Annotated in this window: 15 protein-coding genes and 7 pseudogenes; 11 read left to right on the top strand and 11 right to left on the bottom strand. The window is 52.7% G+C overall.

All coding sequences use genetic code 11. The features are described 5' to 3' along the window. Nucleotides 1-23 precede the first annotated feature (23 nt). The 4 genes and pseudogenes from tnpA to B9Y90_RS24065 form a co-directional block, all read right to left on the bottom strand. The gene (gene tnpA / locus B9Y90_RS24050; RefSeq protein WP_254902748.1) at nucleotides 24-377 is read right to left on the bottom strand and encodes an IS66 family insertion sequence element accessory protein TnpA; all 354 of its coding nucleotides are present in this window, start codon (nucleotides 375-377) and stop codon (nucleotides 24-26) included. Nucleotides 378-467: 90 nt separating this feature from the next. Next, a pseudogene (locus tag B9Y90_RS27410) lies at nucleotides 468-662 on the bottom strand (DUF2913 family protein); the annotation flags it as partial. Between the two features lie 76 nt (nucleotides 663-738). Further along, a pseudogene (locus tag B9Y90_RS24060) lies at nucleotides 739-1191 on the bottom strand (Rpn family recombination-promoting nuclease/putative transposase); the annotation flags it as partial. Between the two features lie 38 nt (nucleotides 1192-1229). Continuing rightward, nucleotides 1230-1430 (bottom strand): IS66 family transposase, encoded by a 201-nt coding sequence (locus tag B9Y90_RS24065; RefSeq protein WP_085542869.1) that lies wholly within the window; start codon nucleotides 1428-1430, stop codon nucleotides 1230-1232. A 426-nt stretch (nucleotides 1431-1856) separates the two neighbouring features. Between B9Y90_RS24065 and B9Y90_RS26630 the strand changes: the two are divergent. Beyond that, nucleotides 1857-1961, top strand: a pseudogene (locus B9Y90_RS26630) (hypothetical protein); the annotation flags it as partial. Between the two features lie 12 nt (nucleotides 1962-1973). Here B9Y90_RS26630 and B9Y90_RS24075 read toward each other — a convergent pair. Together B9Y90_RS24075 and B9Y90_RS24080 are read right to left on the bottom strand one after the other, a co-directional pair. Continuing rightward, nucleotides 1974-2650, bottom strand: a pseudogene (locus B9Y90_RS24075) (IS6 family transposase); the annotation flags it as partial. Between the two features lie 185 nt (nucleotides 2651-2835). After that, complete coding sequence (locus B9Y90_RS24080; RefSeq protein WP_139827483.1) at nucleotides 2836-4941, bottom strand: hypothetical protein; 2106 nt, start codon at nucleotides 4939-4941, stop codon at nucleotides 2836-2838. A 277-nt stretch (nucleotides 4942-5218) separates the two neighbouring features. Here B9Y90_RS24080 and B9Y90_RS24085 point away from each other — a divergent pair, with 277 nt between their 5' ends. The 5 genes and pseudogenes from B9Y90_RS24085 to B9Y90_RS24105 all read left to right on the top strand — a co-directional run. Then, nucleotides 5219-5674 carry a hypothetical protein gene (locus B9Y90_RS24085; RefSeq protein ID WP_085542872.1) on the top strand — a complete coding sequence of 152 codons (456 nt, stop codon included), beginning with the start codon at nucleotides 5219-5221 and terminating at the stop codon, nucleotides 5672-5674. Between the two features lie 39 nt (nucleotides 5675-5713). Then, on the top strand, nucleotides 5714-6436 hold the full coding sequence (locus B9Y90_RS24090) for a DUF5710 domain-containing protein (RefSeq protein ID WP_085542873.1): 723 nt from the start codon (nucleotides 5714-5716) through the stop codon (nucleotides 6434-6436). Nucleotides 6437-6862: 426 nt separating this feature from the next. After that, nucleotides 6863-8443 carry a hypothetical protein gene (locus tag B9Y90_RS26635; RefSeq protein ID WP_139827484.1) on the top strand — a complete coding sequence of 527 codons (1581 nt, stop codon included), beginning with the start codon at nucleotides 6863-6865 and terminating at the stop codon, nucleotides 8441-8443. A 1012-nt stretch (nucleotides 8444-9455) separates the two neighbouring features. After that, nucleotides 9456-10145: a transposase gene (locus B9Y90_RS27155; protein WP_217808999.1), complete on the top strand. Its 690-nt coding sequence runs from the start codon at nucleotides 9456-9458 to the stop codon at nucleotides 10143-10145. Between the two features lie 192 nt (nucleotides 10146-10337). Then, nucleotides 10338-10469 (top strand): annotated as a pseudogene (locus B9Y90_RS24105) (ISNCY family transposase); the annotation flags it as partial. A 147-nt stretch (nucleotides 10470-10616) separates the two neighbouring features. Here B9Y90_RS24105 and B9Y90_RS24110 read toward each other — a convergent pair. Both B9Y90_RS24110 and B9Y90_RS24115 read right to left on the bottom strand, forming a co-directional pair. Then, nucleotides 10617-11409, bottom strand: a pseudogene (locus B9Y90_RS24110) (site-specific integrase). After that, nucleotides 11399-12346, bottom strand: a complete 948-nt coding sequence (locus B9Y90_RS24115) for a hypothetical protein (RefSeq protein ID WP_085542874.1) — start codon at nucleotides 12344-12346, stop codon at nucleotides 11399-11401. Before B9Y90_RS24115 ends, B9Y90_RS24110 begins: the two are co-directional and overlap by 11 nt. A gap of 158 nt (nucleotides 12347-12504) precedes the next feature. Here B9Y90_RS24115 and B9Y90_RS26645 point away from each other — a divergent pair, with 158 nt between their 5' ends. Together B9Y90_RS26645 and B9Y90_RS24125 are read left to right on the top strand one after the other, a co-directional pair. Then, nucleotides 12505-12855, top strand: coding sequence for a hypothetical protein (locus tag B9Y90_RS26645; RefSeq protein WP_139827485.1), 351 nt, complete (start codon nucleotides 12505-12507; stop codon nucleotides 12853-12855). Between the two features lie 78 nt (nucleotides 12856-12933). Beyond that, a complete protein-coding gene (locus B9Y90_RS24125; protein ID WP_085542876.1) occupies nucleotides 12934-14028 on the top strand; it encodes a transcriptional regulator in 1095 nt (364 codons plus the stop codon). Nucleotides 14029-14349: 321 nt separating this feature from the next. Here B9Y90_RS24125 and B9Y90_RS24130 read toward each other — a convergent pair whose 3' ends face one another. Then, nucleotides 14350-14778 carry a hypothetical protein gene (locus B9Y90_RS24130; RefSeq protein ID WP_085542877.1) on the bottom strand — a complete coding sequence of 143 codons (429 nt, stop codon included), beginning with the start codon at nucleotides 14776-14778 and terminating at the stop codon, nucleotides 14350-14352. Nucleotides 14779-14788: 10 nt separating this feature from the next. On the opposite strand from B9Y90_RS24130, the pseudogene B9Y90_RS24135 reads away from it, so the two are divergent. Next, nucleotides 14789-15124 (top strand): annotated as a pseudogene (locus B9Y90_RS24135) (transposase); the annotation flags it as partial. 610 nt (nucleotides 15125-15734) lie between these two features. On the opposite strand, the gene B9Y90_RS24140 reads toward B9Y90_RS24135, so the two are convergent. Next, nucleotides 15735-16448 (bottom strand): hypothetical protein, encoded by a 714-nt coding sequence (locus B9Y90_RS24140; protein ID WP_085542878.1) that lies wholly within the window; start codon nucleotides 16446-16448, stop codon nucleotides 15735-15737. Between the two features lie 531 nt (nucleotides 16449-16979). Here B9Y90_RS24140 and B9Y90_RS26995 point away from each other — a divergent pair. Then, nucleotides 16980-17537 carry a transposase gene (locus B9Y90_RS26995; RefSeq protein WP_176227912.1) on the top strand — a complete coding sequence of 186 codons (558 nt, stop codon included), beginning with the start codon at nucleotides 16980-16982 and terminating at the stop codon, nucleotides 17535-17537. After that, on the top strand, nucleotides 17534-18091 hold the full coding sequence (locus B9Y90_RS24150; protein WP_176227913.1) for a ProQ/FINO family protein: 558 nt from the start codon (nucleotides 17534-17536) through the stop codon (nucleotides 18089-18091). The genes B9Y90_RS26995 and B9Y90_RS24150 overlap by 4 nt, the downstream gene beginning before the upstream one ends. A gap of 176 nt (nucleotides 18092-18267) precedes the next feature. Here the strand turns inward: B9Y90_RS24150 and B9Y90_RS24155 are convergent, their stop codons facing one another. Next, the gene (locus tag B9Y90_RS24155) at nucleotides 18268-18579 is read right to left on the bottom strand and encodes a hypothetical protein (RefSeq protein WP_139827487.1); all 312 of its coding nucleotides are present in this window, start codon (nucleotides 18577-18579) and stop codon (nucleotides 18268-18270) included. Between the last annotated feature and the right edge of the window lie 212 nt (nucleotides 18580-18791).

Here is an 18791-nt window from a genome sequence, read left to right on the forward strand (position 1 = left end):
GGCGAGTGGCCATCAAACGAGGTTCATGAGCTGCTGCCGTGGAACTTCCTGCCTGTAAAATAATCATTACGCCACGTCCAGGATGGGGCGCTTACACACATCCGTATTCCGCCGGGGAGGTGGAGCGTGACGGGGTCATTCGCAACGGGGGGCTGCTGAACAGTGTCGGTACTCACAGGTGCTGCCGAAACGCTGACTGGAATAACCTCTGGCGCTTTTGCGCGCCGTTCCGCCAGCGCGACATCCTGCGGCCACTGTCGCAGTGATTTGAAAGGAATATCGTAAAGGTCGCAATATTGTTCACGGGTGAGGCCGCTGGAGCGCCATGCGGTGACGTGATGCTTTTTCTGGTCAAGAGTCCATCGAATTTTGGGCATTGTTTAGTCTCCACGAGAGTTGTACGAATGCCGGTCATACTAACGACCTGAAAACTCCTGTGAAGATGAGTTCACCGCGACGTTACGACGCAGGCTGGCGGCCGGGCCGTGACTGCGACCATGCTCGAGTAAGAGAGCAATATCGGGGGCCACACACCGGGGGAAGCGCTTCTGCTTTTGTGCGCTGGCCAGCCAGCGGGTGAGGAACAGGTTTTCGGCCCAGGGCGTGCAGGCGGCACCCTCCTGGCGGGCCAGGGCCAGCGCCACCAGGGCGCAGAACGCCAGATGGGAGAGCGCCGCGACGGTGCTCTCCGGGGAGTCAGTTTCAGGGTGCGCGGTCAAAGGCCGTCCTGACGAAGGATTAATGGCGGATTTGGGCGAGGTCGTCTTCAGTCAGGCCGGTCATTTTCATGACTGTGCTGCTGTCGATACCATTTTGCAACATGGTACGGGCAATTTTCAGCGTGGCTTCGCGTCCGCCTTCGTAGCGGCCTTTTTCAATCCCGCGTTGTTCGCCGAGCTGAATGCCTTTCTCAATGCCCTTCTCAATGCCCTTCTGTTCAAGCTGCTGTGCGATGGTCATCAGTGCGTCTCCGTGTTGCGGCACCCGCTGTGCCAGTTCGCGTACAAAGGCTTCGGAGTCTGCGGACTCCCCGGCCTGTATTAAGTATTGTATCAGGGTCATCACCAGGGGTGAAGACAGGGTGTCTGCCATCAGGAGCGTGACCAGCTGGTCCGTCAGGGTGGCGATGTCGCGCTGGTGAATATGTTTCTGCAGCAGTGTCAGGGCAGCCATACTGCGATGGGTCATAATCACACCTTGAACTGGCAATTGAAGTTAATTCCGCGGCTTCACAGGAAGGTATTAACCGAAGCCGTTTCCAGCAGACTCAGTATCACCGCCATACGCTGTCCGTTGAGCAACAACACCGGCGTCTCATCCGCCTGTAACACAGGCTGCTGCGACAGGCCACGCTGCAGCGCCTCAGCCAGCGGTTTCAGCATCGCACCGACGGTGCCCAGGCAGGCAGCCTTACGGCTGCGGCTTGCCATAACCTTCAGGTGCTGTTATAACCGCAGTACCCACACACTCTGTGAGACAATGATATGGCCCACAGCAGACCTTCCCGTAAACGTAAATCCCTTGTACGTCATTCCGACCTGCCCCGTTATGTAGTTAGACTTCATGACGATGAGGATACCGGCGGGGAGGCGGCCATCTTTCGCTTCGATGCATTTGATGACGCCGTCAACTGTTGTGCTGACCTTGATATTCCTTTCTTCGTTGACGACGGGAATAAAAAATGCGTTTTCTGGTTTGTCCACGCCGGGATTTCCGGTGACACATACATTGCCCGCTTCACGGAACGCGAACTCGTCGCCCTCGCGGCCTGTATCAACGCCGGTCCCCTGTACTGTCCCGACTGCGGTACCATCCACTCCCCTGACGATGTCACTCACGCCTGATGCTGCCCCGTTTTGCGCACATTGCTGGCCAACTGGCTGCACAGACAGCCGGAAGGCACTGTCCGCCCGGTTATCATTGAGTCGGTGGTAAAAATCATGGCCTGCGGGGCACTGTTGCAAAGTTAGCGATGAGGTAGCCTGGCCTTTGCGTAGTGCGCGCATTACCTCAATACCTTTAATTGTGGCGTAAGCCGTCTTCATGGATTTAAATCCCAGCGTGGCACCGATTCTCCTTTTCAGCTTGCCATGATCGCATTCAATGACGTTATTCCGGTACTTAATCTGTCGGTGCTCAACGTCAGGCGGGCATCGGCCTTCACGTTTGAGCAGGGCCAGCGCACGGCCACAGGTGGGCGCTTTATCCGTATTGATGAATCGCGGGATCTGCCACTTTTTCACGTTATTTAATATCTTTCCCAGAAAACGGTAGGCGGCTTTGCTGTTACGCCGGGAGGAGAGATAAAAATCGACAGTGCGGCCCCTGTTGTCGACGGCCCGGTACAGATATGCCCAACGGCCATTGACCTTCACGCAGGTTTCATCCATGTGCCACGGGCAAAGATCGGAAGGGGCCAGTACCCGCGTAGTCGCTTCTCCATTTCAGGGGCATAACGCTGAACCCAGCGGTAAATCGTGGAGTGATCGACATTCACACCACGCCCGGCCAGCATCTCCTCCAGCTCACGGTAGCTGATGCCGTATTTGCAGTACCAGCGTACCGCCCACAGAATGATATCACGCTGAAAATGCCAGCCTTTGAATGGTTCATGTGCTGCTCCGTCAGCAAAAGGTGACCATAATTTTATCACTTCCACATTTTTGCAACAGTGCCTCATCCACCGCCACCATCCCCACGATGGTAGTACCCCGAAACATAAACGTCTTTTACGGTTACCAGGTTGAGGCGACTCAGTTCTTCCACAGAATGCACTGTCGCTTTCATCGCCACTCCTTTCAGCATAATTATCCGGTTATCCCGGGAGATTCCTTGTCAGGCTCCCGGGTCATCACCAGAGGTATTTTTCGTTGCCTGTCCGCCAGGCCAGATGACACGACAGCCAGCAAGGTACAGATTGTTTTCCGCTGTCAGACGGGAGCTCTGACGAAAGGCATTATCGGTAAAAAGACACTGCCCTCCGGAGAACTCACTGCTGCGTATCACGACCAGGTTTTCCCCGGAAGCAATGTTAATATGGCTCCCCCCGGGAATATCTGTATGGCTGTACAGGTCACTGATTTTCCAGGTCACCCGGTGCTCCCCTTCCCGGGTCAGCAGAGGTTGCGGTTTCCCCGGCCCTATAAGCACATTGCTGCCAGTGAACACCACCCTTTGTGGTAACGTACCTTTTAAGTGCAGACTGACGCCCTTAAAATGGCAGCCAGAAAAGTGAACACTTTCACTGCTGAGCCACCAGGAGGCTCCAGGCCCGCCTCCTTCTACATGGCAGTGGGTGAACATTAATTCTCCCGGGCCATTAACAGTATTGCGGCAGATGGCAGAAGGATGACTGCCAATATAAGGGGCACTGTCGTCCAGGTCGCTGATAATCAGATCATGACGGCTGTCCAGCCGGATACCACAGCCTTCAATCAGATTGCTGCGCAGGCTGTCGCGGGTATAACTGACCAGCGTCATTTCCCCGTCAATCTGGCACCCTCTCATCTGCAGACCGTCGGCATTCGCCCGCAGGACACCCGGGCCATCAGGAAATGATGCCCGGGTAATATGAACATCCGTCAGAGTAAGGTCTGAGGTAAAGGTGTCGGCTATCAGCATCGTACAGGAGTGTCGTTCGACCCGGATGCGACGGGCAGACTGTCCCCATTGCCCGCCTGAATTAGCCAGTGACAGGATGCCACTGTTTCCCAGATACACCAGGTCATGCTCGTACTGTCCGTGAGTGTTGAAGCCTCCTTCGTAGTCACCGGTTGCATGGCAGTTTTCCACCTCGCAGTATGACGATGCGGTAAAGTCATTCAGATGCCTGGCATTGGCGGTAGTACAGTCACTGATATGCCCATAAAGGCAGTATATTTGTTGGGTGAGATACCCTGCGCCGCCGTAGGTCGTGGTGGGAGGGTTATTCAGGGAGCATTGTTCGGTCCGATAGCCAGTGTTCCAACGTCGGAAGATCACGGGCCAGAATGTCCCGGTAGCACGGATATTCCGGACGTTGCAGTTTACCGCATACTCCAGCGCCAGCGGGTGAATACCATTGTCGGCAGAGGCACCTGTACCGTCAAAAACCATATTTATCACACAGATGTTTTTCACCGGAGAAACCGGCGTCCAGTGCAGGGTATCCCCTGAGGGCAGGGCGTATCCGGTTTTGTAATTCACCCGGATATGATCATCTCCGCAATATTCAGTGACCTGAACCAGGCGCTGTATTATTCGCTCAGCCCGCCCTTTCAGTCTGCCAGACTCCAGCCGGTACCAGCCGCCAATGACAAAGTCCCGGCTATTTCCGACAGGGTAGATATCACTCAGTTCGGGAACAGGTTCCCTGAGCAGGATACTCAGGGTATCTCCGGTAACCGTGCCATTAAACAGCAGGATGGCGCTGAGGTACGGTGCTTCAGGGGCAGCCTTCTCAATGCCCGTTGCGGTGACGGTCTGGCTGCCAAAATCCAGCGTAATACCGGAACGGGTAAATGTGTGGCGACGCGTAAAATTCAGGCCGGTATATGCCCGGATACTGAATACTTCCGGGTCGTTAATCATGGCTTCCAGTGCATCGTCGGCCGGATGTTCACCACTGAAGATGCCAAACTGCCTGAAATCAAGCTCTCCCTGATGAAGTTGTCGCCAGCGGCCTTTATCCTGTAAGTCTGAAGCAATAACCGTTCCCTTATTCTCAGTCAGCTGACTCCAGGGATCCCAGTACATAATTTTTCCCCCGCCATCGCCGGCAAACTGGTAGCCAAGCACGCAGACCATTATCCGTGAATCGCCGGGAACCCTCACTTTCCTCAACGCGTCCGTATGCTCAACGGTTGACAGCGTTTCTTCAGACCGGGACAGCACTTCGCTGACTGCAGCCCCTAATCCGACACCGAGAACCCCGGCCAGTAGATCTCTGCGCTTAACATCCACTCGAATACTCCATTGAGAAATAAAAGAATTCGGGCTCCGTGTAACCACGAACACAACCTCCATCAGATTGTAGTGTAAATTAATGACTTTCGAATATTCACTATTCGCTATAGCTCGTCTGTTTTAAGTAGACCCATATAAGACGATTGATGATTACTAAAAAGGCAAGTTAATATTAAATATTGTTACGTTGCCCTTTTATCATCGTAGAAGGATTCTACCTGGCACTGTTGCAAGAGTAAAACTCTTGTACCAGCAAAATTAAAGGAGACAGAGTATGACCTGGAATTTTTATCAAAAGCACCTTATTTACATCTCACCCTACTGGTTACTTTTTGTTGGTTTCATGTTCGCAATGATTGCGACCGCATCAGAGAAAATGCACTTACCTCATACACAAATGCTTTTTATCTTATACAGCACCATTGTACCCACACTTTTCTGGTGGCTGATGACACCATTTACGTTTTTATTCCTGGAATCTTTTCGCCCGATAAAGGAATGCCTTGCCTTCAAAAATGCACCGAAAATAACTTTTGAAGACAACACTCCATTATTCATAAAAACATTACTCACAACACTTTTTGTTATAATGCATTACACGCTGGAAATCACCAGATACACACTGACATGCGGGATGATTACACTGCTCTCGTTCATCGTTTCCCCCATCGTCATCGTTGTCATTGTGATGGAAAAACTGCTAAAAAAATTGTTCATGGGACGCATTTAAAAAAATAACCCCTGGATTTTCTCTTAAAAAGAGAAGGAAATGCCTCGTCTGTTTTTACAGGTACCATACAGCCATAAAGATAAAGCCAGAAAAAAAGGGGCTCGTTGGGATCCGAATGGAAAACGATGGTTCGTACCCGACGGTCTGGACAGTTTACCTTTTATTGAATGGATCCCCGAACTTACAGAACACCAGAAATTCTCTGTCTATTCTGAATATTATTTCATTGCGGAGAACAAACGCCGCTGCTGGAAATGTGAAAAAGAAATCAAACTTTATGCATTTTTCCTTCCCCGGGGGCACAAGGTTCTGAAATACATCGAAGTTGATATTGATGAATGGGAAGATGATCCCGTTAACTTGTGGCGGTGGGATGATTTTTATGAAGGAATGCTTTTATATGATGGTGACGGGACCGCATTTCTCTGGGGCAAAAACTCTTGCCTGACACCAGTATCGCGCATAACAGAACTTACCCCCTCAGCGCTTCGCAATATGCAGGCATTTTCCAGTGCTTATCGCGCAAGTTACAGTAAAACGGCTCAAAACAGCTATTACGCAAATCACTGTCCTTATTGCAACAGCCTCCAGGGGGACTTCATGATTTACAGCGAACCCGGAGGGGCATTTTGCCCTGTAACAGCAGAGCAGGCGAGTAATATTCGTCTTCACAAAATCAATGAAGCTGCATTTTTCAACGGAGATGCGGCTTATACAACCTGCGATTTTGCAGAATACATGACCTCAGTGAATTCAGACTGAGTAAGCGCCGGAACGGTACTGTGACTTCCGTTGACAGTGAAGGCTATCCGACTCAGAATAGTTGTGCTGGGTTGCCCTTGCGTTACGTTGATAAAAAGTCGTCGGAAAGGCCGCTTAACCTGACCGACACAAAAAGGCCACCGCCAACGGTGGTTTTTCTCTACCTGAAATCTGTCAAAACTTACCTCCCTCTCAGGCAGAGGAACTTTCCTCTCCCCGTCAATACTCCGCTACCACACAACACATCCCCCAACAGACCAGCCACAACATTATTAATCTGACGGCCCTTAATTAAAGGTAATCCCCATAAATTTATTAAAATACTCCCCCCTGATGATATTTAATTAATTTCAGATATCCTCCAGTGTTTTATATCCCCCTCCCTGGTTACCATCAGCTAAACAGTGATAACTATAGGGTAAAAAAATGACAACTCTGAATTCTTCGTGGATGAGTAATAACCTTCCTGCGCTGGGAAATAAAACCCTGCGACAAATTTGTATGCCAGGCACACATGATACCGGTATGGGTACCTTCGTGCCGGGAACTGCATTTGCGGCTCCCTGTAACACCGTAACGCAGACAGCCATGATGCTGGGACAGTTACAGGCCGGTGCTCGCTATTTTGATATTCGACCCGTGATTCACAACGGCAAGTTTTATACTGGCCATTACACGGAGCTGAATTTCCTCGGGGTGAAAACATGGCAGGGAGCCAACGGACAGTCCCTGACATCGCTTATCGACGACGTTAATACCTATACCCAGGATAACCCGGAACTGGTTATTCTCAATCTGTCTCATGACCTGGATACGGATGCAGGAAACAGCAACTACTCTCCTTTCAATCAGGCCCAGTGGAATACATTGCTGACTCAAATTCAGGAAAAAATGAACCACCTGAAAGTTCTCCTGACCAGTGACTTAAGCCAGCTGACGCTCAATTCATTTATCGGGGATAAAGAGGCCGCAGTCATCATCATTGTTGATCCCTCTGGCAGCAACATTGATATCAGCGCGTTTGCGAGCCAGGGCTTCTACTCTCCGGACCAGCTCGCGATTTATAACGTTTACGCCAACACAAACGATCTGAATGAAATGATATCCGATCAGCTGGGTAAAATGCAGGTTCAGCGACAAACATCCGATGATCCGCTTTTCCTGCTGTCCTGGACGCTGACCCAGTCAACGGTCCAGGCGGTCACCTGTGGTCTGGGGCAATGCGACAGTATCCTTGATATGGCCGAAAAAGCGAATACCGTTCTTGCTGAAAAACTATTGCCAGCATGCAGCCAGAATTGCTTCCCGAATATCATTTACGTGGATGGTATTAACGCTGAGCTGAGCCTGCCCGACATAGCCATGAATATTAACACCATGAGTATGAAACCAGTGATAAACCCGGCGGTAAAACTTCCGGTCGTACTTGTTCATGGCAGAAATGCCGATTCCGGCGTGTGGGGAAGCCTGAAAGCCGCGCTGGTTCAGCATGGATATCCGGATACCCAACTCTTTGGCTGGAATTATGATACCTCAAAGTCAACTAACGAAGTGCTTTCCGGCGAGTTCAGTCAGTACATACAGGGGATTCTTCGCGATACCGGAGCAACGCAGGTGGATATCCTAGCCCATTCTCTGGGGTCGCTCCCGACACGCTGGTTCATTAAGTTTGACGGCGGCACTCAGATTGTTCGTAACTGGATATCTCTTGCCGGTCCCAATCATGGCACGTCGCTGGGCTACCTCTGTGCATTATGGGACCAGGGATGTAAGGATATGACGCCTGGTTCATGGGTGGTTTCACACCTGAACCAGGAGACAGAAACACCCGGACCCACAAAATACACCACCATCTGGTCTGCCGGCGATGAGCAAATTTCTCCGCCTACAAGCACACTGCTTTCAGGAGCAACCAATATTGAAGTGTCCAGAATGAAACATAATGACCTGCTGGGTTCAGAGGAAGTCTTTAATCACGTGATCAACACGCTTTGTTGCAACGACTAAAACCCGGCTCCCTTATCACAGGCTGACAGCCATAAATCAGCTCAATCCCCGTAAACCGTCCTTGTGGCGGTTTTTTATCACTACCATAAAGTTAGATTACAAAAGGAAAACCGCCCCTCGCTCTGAGTGGAACGGGGGCGGTTACCTGGCTTACTTGCCTGCTGTGTTGATTGTCACCGAAATAGAGTTACCGGAGATACTCCAGCCTCCGTTCCCGGATGACAACAACGCACCAGATACAACGATCAGGATACAAATGTACCGTTTCATTGCGCGGTCCTTGCTCAGACCGCTTCACGACAACACCACTGGTGATATTGCCGTGAAAACAAGCACTGCTACGTGCCTGCATTTACGGCCGTTGGTGACACTTTCCCAGGACCAGTGCCCACGTGCTACCGTGGCGGAAAAGCCCGCTACAATAATACATGAACAACAAAAGAATGCATTTTCAATGCATTGACAAAAACGAGTTATTAGCACAGTATTATTCCACTGCTACGTGCCTGCGTTACGTTAGTAACACAGCCCGCTGGAAAGGCCGCTAACCTGACTGGCACAAAAAGACCACCTTAAAAGGTGGTCTTTTTGTATCTCAAATTCATCAGGGCTTAAACGAGCTTCCGGCAGGCGGCCGGTGTTCATCCTCATCCTGCCAGCGTTCAACATGTCCATAAGCCTGAGTCTGCCGCCGGTACTGCTCAGCCCGCAACTGGTTGTAGACATTCAGCGTATAGAACTGGTAGCGGGTTTTCTCCCTGGATGGAATTTGTCTTCAGCCCTTATGCCAATAGGAATTTGCGTTTGCTCTGCCTGCTGCCATAAAATCCTCATTCTTTGACGGTGATTATGGCAAGAAGCCAGGCAGGGCAGGCTATCCCGGTCCAGTTAACCTTTTTGCAGTTCCAGGAATTTATCTTCCCCCACCAGGTGGCGCCCCGCGCCAAAAATCAGCAGTTTTAAGATATTCAACTATATCCTGAGGATACTTTACCTCGGCTGTCAGTGGAAAATGCTTCCCATCGATAAAGGCCCGGATGGTCGCCCTGAAATCCACTATACCCGGGTTTACGCCACCTGGCGGCGCTGGCTGTCCCTCGGTTGTTTTGACGCCATTTTTACTGCCAGCGTCAGCCTGCTGCATCAGTGCGGGATGCTCGATCTCACTGTTATCCACGGGGATGGCACCACCCCCGCCGCGAAAAAAGGCGGGGATAACATCGGCTTCAGCGGCCACAAAAAAATGAAGGGGGACAAGGTCGTGGCCTTCTGCGACCGGAACTGCAATGTGATTGCGCCTTTCGTTACCGCAGCCGGTAATCAGAATGAATCCCCGCTTTTTCGTGAAGCCCTGCCCCGTCTGACTTCGCTGGCGAAAACCCTGGGGTTCAACCTCCACGGCAGCGTTATCAGTCTGGATGGCGCTTGCGACTGCCGGGCTAATCGCAAAGCCATTTTTAACCGGGGGATGATACCGAATATCAATGAAAATCCCCGGGGCCGGAAAACGATGAAATGGGGGCGCAAGCGGCTGTTTAACCCGCTGATTTTTAAAGAGCGGTTTCGCACCATTGAGCGGGTCTTCGCCTGGGAGGATAAATTTCGACGCCTGTTACTGCGTTTTGATCGATTAAGCGAGGCGCACTACGGGTTCAAAACGCTGGCTTATACGCTGATCAACCTGAGGCATTTTTGCCGATAAGCTGACGCCCTGTCAGTTCCCAAAAAATAACAGGGTGCCTGCATCCGGAATTCGCACGTCTCTGGTCTGACCAAAATGAAGTATTTTGTTATTGAAATTTGGTAGTGAGATGCTTATTTGTTACTTTTTTTGTTGAGTGTTATTTTTGTCGTCGTTCGCCCCTCTGTTTGGCTCTGAAACCCGCAACCAGTTGTGAGTGAACAACGTGGTATTGAAAAAGGCAAACTCGAAGTTGCCCGTACCATGCTGCAGAACGGCATCGACCGCAACACTGTAATGCAGATGACAGGTCTGACTGAAGATGACCTGGCACAGATCCGCCACTGTGTATTCTTCCAGAGATTCTCTTTAATATCAGTCAGAAATAATATTTCCCTCACGGCATTTAATTTTGAACGCCTGGTCTGTTCAGAACAGCCTTCTGGACAGGCCTGGGGTTGGACAAGCCACCGGCGCGTCAGGCTGTGAAAGTTAAACATGTCCTTTCAACATTGCCACGGCCTCTGCCTCTGGCATCGAGAACGCCACACGGTGCCTGGCCGCAACGTCCAGCGCAAACACCCCGGGTGTACACCTCTGTCGAACTGAGCGACTTGTGGCCCATCAGTGCCTGCAGCACCTTCAGCGGAATGCCGGCATACAGCATATGCATGGCATAACTGTGCCGGAACGTGTGTGGGGTCACCGGCACAGAGAACGTGACACCGTCTGCCGCCGCAGCTTCAACCGCCTCACCCAGCCAGGTTCTGACTGTGCGGTCGGTGATTTCCCAGATACGGGCTTTTTCCGTTCGGCCGCTTCGTTTATTGCGCCGCTCAAGGGGGATCTTCAGCGTCGCCACCATCATCTGAAGCTGACTCACGTAGTGCGGATCTGACAGGGGGACCAGTCGGTGAGGCACACTGCTGGCAGGAACACGACCGGCCGTTCTGGCGGCTTTTTCCGCCCGCTGCTTGAGCGTTGCCAGCTGCACGAACGGGTAAGGAGGGGCCAGCGAAAAATCTCCCCGGGTCAGGGCCAGCGCTTCGTTAATACGCGCCCCGGTATTCCACAGGGTGGCCAGCAGCATCCTGCGATGCAGGTCAGGCACGTAGTGGAGCAGGGCGCTGACTTCGGGAGCCAGCAGATATTTCGGCAGCTCGTCCTGGACGAGTACCATCTGACGCAGGGCAAGGGCCGCCGGGTAATCAATGGCCACCGGCAGTGGTACCGGGGATGCGACGGCAACTCCTGTCAGTGCCGGGGGCCTTCTCTCATTCACCATGCTTACCGTCAGGAGCTGATCCGGCCTCTGTGACCGGCGTCCCCGCCACCTCTTTGAGTATCGATGACCATCCGCCGGCAAACCACTCGCCCGGATCTTCACCGTTCAGTACCTGCTGCAGCCAGCGGGAAGAGGAGCGTCGTCTGGCGTCACGAAACCATACCGGATGGTGCTGGCCCATAACGGACCAGAAATCGAAGTCCGGCTCTGGCGGACCGAAAACATACGCATTCATGACCAGATCCTGGCAGTGAGTGTTGAGGAACAGCAGAAATTTTTTGAGATTGCTGTATCCACCGTTGCCCATGCCGGAGCCGAGACAGAATGCCTCCGTGACCAGCCCTGTGGTAACTGTCCCGTTTTTTTCGTTCTGACGCAGGATCACCAGGGTACCGTCATGACGCCCGCCCGTAATACGGATCAGCTCAAATATATACCGGCTGTCGTCATCTTCCGGCAGGAAGAATTCCTGCCAGCTGATGCCGGTGCAGGTACCGAGTTTAACCAGCGGAAACATCAGCCCGTCACCGGTCGTCAGCCACTCCGCACTGGTACTGAACTGGCTTGCTGTGCGTTCTGCCAGATCCCGGGTCAACTCACCTGTGCCATCAATACTGTCCATGATGAGTCCCGGGGACACGTTTAACTGGTGTGCTGCCCGCACCCAGTCTGCGATGTGTGTCCGCCCGTCATGCCTCGACCCCGGGAAAAAACCGTCGGAACAAAGGCGGTCCAGCAGGGCCAGCAGACGCCCCCCGCACTCCCTCTGCCACCGTTGCCGGCTGGTCAGGGTTTCCCCGGCTGTTGTCATGGCAGGGTACTGTCTGGCCAGCGCGAGGCGGATCTCGCCTTCCAGAGAGCGTTCATTTTTCATTGCTGACTGCTCGATGCGCGCAAACAGCGCATCGTCAACATTCCTGGCCTGTACCTTTGCCATGACTCTTTCCTTATACAAAAAAAACAAAAACAGTAAAAAATGACCACAAAATGTGAAAGGAATCCTTCAGGCTAAAAAAATATCAGTGAAAACATAGCGAGTCAATTTGTAATCATGCAAACCAAAAAACATAAACAAAGGCAGAAAATAATAACCTTATGAAATTACCTGTTCCCGGTTTTCACCTGATCCGATTTACTGGCGTATTCCATCTTTCCAGAAGTGTACCACGACCAAGGAATAAGCGAAGCGATGCTTTCCGCTGCGGTGCGCCGGGTCACGACGAGGGGCATAAAACACAACATATGGGACATCTCTTCGCCGGGAAAGCGATAGTGACCACAATATATGGCGGGCGTCGGCCGCTGCGCGGCGGGGTGGTGCTGAAAGATCCGGAACTGCCTTTTTTCGGATCTTCACTGCAGGAACATGAAAAGCTGTGCATTCACCATTTTATTACGACATCATGTCATTATTTTGTTGCGGATTATTTGACTACCATGACATAACAAACAGCAACCCGCATCACGGATTATCCATCACACTCGTTCCCCGACAGCATGCCGGGGCCAAGACAGGAGTACACCATGCTGAGTCAGCTGACCCTGCGTTTTCCGAAAAAACTGATCGAGCGTCTGAAGAATCGCGCCGCCACCGAAAACACCTCCGTCAACGCGCTGGCCGAGCGGCTGATGGAAACCAGCCTCAAAGGCAGCACGGTCACCGATGATTATGTGCGCCTGGCCACCGATCCGGATACCACCATCCGCCAGCTGTACCGCCGGGTAATTCTGGGTGAAACCTTTGGCCAGCCCGGCATGACCCGGGCGGAACTGAAATTTTTCATCGTGTTCTCCCACGAGGCATACAACAGCGGTCCCGGCTTTAGCCAGCTGGTACGCATCCCGGTGCTGCGGACGCTGCTCGACATTACCTTTGAGCTGCTGCGCTGGCAGGTGGCCAACGGGCAGCCCGTCGACAGCCATTACCTGAAAAGCACCTTTGCACTCGCGGGCGAAGACTGGGAAAGCGAAACGGCCCACTTTATTGACTCCCTGCCGGCCGCAGTGACCTGCGGCCAGGCTGAACTGTGGCTACGCCCGCTTGCCGGGTACTGTTTTGATCTGGCCCTGTTCCCGGATGAGGCCCTGGCGGCCATCTTCACCACCGCCCGCCTGAAGACCCTTTTCCCACTGTTGATCCATGCCCGGGGCTGGGAGTGGCCGACCCAGGAAGCATTTGTCAAAGCGCTGCAGCCCCAGGTGACCGCCGTGACGGAAAACCTGACCGCCGGCGCGCTGCAGATGGAAGTGCGCATCGAGGGTCAGCAGGGCGGCAGACGGGCAGCAGCCTGGTATGACACCCCGCGTCTGTATCTGGTGATGAGCGGGACCGAGTTCATCATGCCGTTTGGCTGGCAGCACTTCAGCGAGCTGCTGCGCGCCCTGCAGGTGTACCGTCGAGGGCCGGAGCTCCTGCCGCGCGGCTATCATGGCCACAGCGTGATGTTCTCCCCGCCCGGGAACGCCGGCAGCGCCGGATTTATCGGCCTCGATGCGCTGCGGGTGTTTATGGACGACGGGGAATTTGACCCGCTGATCACACAGCTGGTTGAAGCGTCAGAGCAGGGGCCGCTGGCTACGGCGCTTGAAGATTTACGCTGCATTTACGGTGATCTGTAGGATACGTCGTCAGAACCATAGCCCTGTGGTTACGGTGTGGCGGGTGGCGGACAGACGCTTAAGGTTGCCCCTGCTCTGTCAGGCCGCACATCAGAAGGCAGTGTCATGAGACAAAGATCCGCGACAGAGACGCACCTGATCGTCACCTGCACCCGGCGTAAGACCCGCCCGGGCATTTGACTCCTCTCCTCCCGGCGCATGAAGCCCGGGAGGAGAGGAAGTGAAAACCTGGCACGCCGGGGTGAAGGACATCCCCGGAGCCCGGTCCCGTGACAATCTTATGGTCGCAGTCCGGGCTCCTGCCTGACAGCCTTGCGGATGTCACCTCATCTCACCCGCGTCACCTGGATACAGTTCCTGAATATGCCGACCATCATCGAGGTCCAGATCAAAAATCGACTCATCAAAATTCAGGTCAACAATTTCCGCATTATCCCGCAGTCCGTCGGCGAAACCGATCTCAACGGTAGCGGAGTAACACTCGTCATAGGCGTACAGATGGGAACTGTGCTCCACGCCGTAATGAACACCGTCTTCCCGGTCATAGTTCGCATGCGAGTAATCGGTAAAATCGTACGTCACGTTGAGCGCCACGCGAAATTCAATGTCGTAGGTTGCCCCGTCCCGGCTGACGTCTATCAGCTGCAGTGTGGTGAATTCCAGACCGGTAATGCAGATGTCGCCGATTTCAGGATCTTCCCCTTCCCATGCGGAGGCACTGAATTCCCCTTCTGAAATTTTCGTTCTCAACTGGTAGCGGGTAGGGCCGATAACTGCCAGCGTGCTGTCATCGCAATTGGGAGACGGTAAGCAATATGCTTGCAGCCGGGATTTTGCTGCCTCAACCGGCCTGGTCCCCCGGCAGTACAGCACGGGCGGAAAAAATACGCTTTTAGGGATAAGTAAACGCGGAGATAAAAATCTGCGACGGTTACTGGTTCAGTGTGCAAGATCCTTTATTCAGAGAATTGAGAATCAGTCAGGAAAGTTGGCTGACTGGGTCAGGGCGCAGCTGGCAAGAAAACAGGGGTTGGGAACCTGCAATATGATTTTGCACGCGGGTATGTCTCAAAAAATGGTTCATGGGGTACCCTGATGGCTAACGGTGAAACACACACAACAATACCCGCCTGGTCTGCAGCAGACCGACAGTGGAAGGGAGAAGCTACGGGTATTCCACGGGGCCAACCAGACGCAGCTGATTGTGCCAGCTTGTTTCGTCTGACTGTTCATCAAGTATCCCGCTATCGCAGCCATAAGACAACGTGAGGTAGCAGCGGCGCCTTGGTGCACGGATAGGGTAAGGTACAAATTTCCCTTACCCGCCGTAATTCAGGCGGTTCTCATCTGTTTGCAGACAGAATGAGCCTTGTCACTGGATGCTGTCGAAAATATTCTACAAAATCAAGGAAATCTTTATTCTGGTCGTAGTCAGGCTGCTAACGAATAAAACTTTTCCCAGGCTGATGTATCTCCTGCGTTTTCCAGTTGTCCTAACCATAAGAATATGCCCAGAGAGAGTATCTATTCAAAATAGCTCTCTCTGTTTTCTGAAAAGTAATACAACTTAGGAATATTTAAACGCATTTGAACGTCAGGCAAGCAACGCCACCTTAACCCGGATTTGTCGGCTGCCAGCATAACCGTATGTCTATCTTTTCGACAGAGCCCCCCAGGGCACAGAACGCCAGATGAGAAGCCCCTATCTATGCACCAACGCCTCCTTTTATACTTTCTGCGATCATTCCTGGATCGGCTATTTCATTAATAAGATACAAAGCATCAACCCCCCATTTATTAGCATGTTCTTTCCCAACAAATTTTTGCGTAAATATAACAGTTTCATTCGTAACTGCATTCCACACATTTCCGGCGAACCATGAGCAGTTGGTAGTTGCGGTATAAACACCAGTACGCCCCGAGGCCGGTTGAACTCCGAATGACGCACCAATAGCTGTACTTATCCCATTAAGGGTGGGAATAATAACCTTCTCCAGTGCCTGAATCATCTCGGGATTAATTTTTTTGACATGCTGATAAGCAAAACCTCGCGAAGCTGTATCATTTGTATGACCACCCGCACCCGTATCACCATTATGCACATAACCATAGCCATCATGGTATGAATAGCTTGAATAATCTCCAGGCTTATCACTGTGAAAAATAATCAACCAGGCATGCCCGAAGCTGCCTCCACCAAACAATTCACTGAGACTACTTAATACAGCAAAGGCACTTTTCGCTTTATCACCTGGATATTTATTTGCAATATTATCCGCCGTCTTAATGACATCATCAAGATTGGTTCTCTTTGCGGTTCGGTTAGTTCTTAAACAAATCTGAGGGTAACCAACAGATGCAACCCCTGTTTGGTTAATCTTGGAACTATTTAAATCGAATACATTGAATATATCACCCATACTCTTTCCTTATATTGAAAATTATATTTTTTATTCAATCCAAATATATCGCATCAAGCTAATGAGGTATATTTTTAAATATTCATTAAAGAATGAGATATTCAATTGTCGGCGGTCAGAAATCAATCAGTTTAAACGCGTATTATTGAAAGAAACGCAGGCCGATGGTATAGCAGCAAAAAAGGCCCGGGGGCGTCCACCTGCAGGATATCCGCCGGGTCCGGCTTCAGGGTTAGGGTGTACAGATCCGGAGGTGGGTCAGTCGCACCTTTACGCTTACAACCGCAATACGGTATTTTGTATATACCTCTGCGCTGTATGGCGGAATCCTCAACATTTCCCTTGCTGAACGCCCGATTCTTAATTTTGGTCAACACATTCTTCTGATTTTTCCTTTTTATGATAGAACTGACCTGCAGGCGGGGGATTTTCCGCAGCGGTCAGTTCACGGCTGGCCGGAAGCAAGAGGGAATAGTTATGCAGCCGGGGAGTGATACGCTGAACGCAAAGTAGCAAGGAGAGACATACGTTATGGATATGAATGAATGCAGAAAGAGAGTGCAGGCCATTGATGAACAGATGTTGTATCTGGCCTCCCATGGTGTGAGAAAGCCGGTCGATATCCTGGAGCATATGGCCGGGCAGATGCCGATATTGCATCGAATCTGGACAGAAGTCTCTGACGGGCAACTGTCGGAACTGGCCGCTGAGTTTCCGGGGTTTCGTGCTCTGGCGGTGATGACGGAGGCCGCCTGGCTGGCAGTGCAGAGAAAACCTTCCCAATCATACGATGATATGCCGGTGTTCAGCGCCCGCTACAGACAATGGGTGAGCAGTACACTCACGCGGGGAGCGGAGCTGGAGCAGGCCTGGCAGCGCTGCCGGAAAAGCGGCGATGTCGACGGGACCCCGGGGCTGCAGCAGTTGTGTCGGGCCTGGAAACAGGATGTGCAGGACCTGCTGGCCACGCTGAAGGCCGATGCACAGATTTTACCGTCGCAGCGGGCCTGTGTCGCGGCGGCTCTGCTCCCCATGATGGACCGCATCGTCAGCCCGTATGTGTTGCCGAATGGAGGGTCTCAGCAATGAGTCATGACCGCCCGGTGCTGTCCCTGACGCGAAAACCGGTGACGCCGGAGACCGGCAATCACTCGCCCGCGATGCCTGCCCGCCGCGCGGTGATACCGGCGGCATCGGCCAGCCAGGTTTATCAGCAGAAGCGGACGGCCCGGGAAGCACGGGACCAGAAGCAGCTGGCTGTCGTGCCGGAGGGGAGTGTGCCACCGGCTCCCACGCCATCCAGCCCCGGACGCCCGCACGGAAAACCTCCCTGGCTGATGCCGGTTGAGCGGGCGGTCAGCCTCTTCAGCCAGGCCTGGCCGGCGCTGTTTGAGGGGCAGCAGCTGCGCCCGATGAAGAAAGGTATCCGGGAGGATATGCTGGCCGATATCGCAGCCCGCAGCCCGGGTGTGTCCCGGAAACAGGTGCGGCGGGGCCTGCTGAGCCTCACCCGCAGCGAAGCGTACGTGGCGACGCTGGTCTCCGGCAGTCCCCGCTTTGGCATCGACGGCCAGCCCGCTGGCATGGTGACGGAGAGTGAGGCCGGATTCAGCCAGCGACGGGTGAAGAAAATGAAGGCCTGAGCGCGGGGTTATCTGTCGCCGGCAGCGGACATTAGTCTGCTGGCAGGATAAGGAATAAGTATTACGGGTATCATTTGATACCAGTATAAATGAAGCCTTCAACGGCAATACAAAGACTTACATAGTTTTAGTCTGTTTTTTAGCATCATATGATGCCAGTTGTATGGTGTGAACTTTCATGCCGGGACGGCTTCTGCCCTTCCCCACACGCCAGGGCCCGGCTTCAGCGTGACGGTGTGATATTGCGGCGTGCTGTCGGTGACAACGGCAGGCAGACCATAGTCGGTCATCATGCGGATAAACGCCGGAATATCGCCGGTCACGTGAAAGACAACCGGTGACTGCAGGGTCCCTGCCGGGGTAAAGGCCGCATGCAGTGCTTCTTTCTCAACCCAGAACCCGTTCTCCTGGGCAAAGACGGGTATTTCCCCGGTGGCCCATTCTGTCGCACTCATCACTTTGCTGCCCCAGACGTTATCTTTCAACATATCCGTGGCCCAGGTCAGCCGGAACAAATCAGACTGGCCCGCGATATCGCCGCTGCAGGCGCACCACAGATAATCGAATTTCTGACGCAGGCTGGCGGCCGGGCCGTGGCTGCGACTGTAGTGATGTGATGGACGCCCCTCCCTAAGGTGTTAGTGCCATACTTTTACTGACTGCATTATTCCGGGAGTTACATCGCATGAACACGATCAGA

It is taken from the genome of Cedecea sp. NFIX57 (genome assembly GCF_900177785.1).
Classification (GTDB): Bacteria; Pseudomonadota; Gammaproteobacteria; order Enterobacterales; family Enterobacteriaceae; genus Cedecea; species Cedecea neteri_C.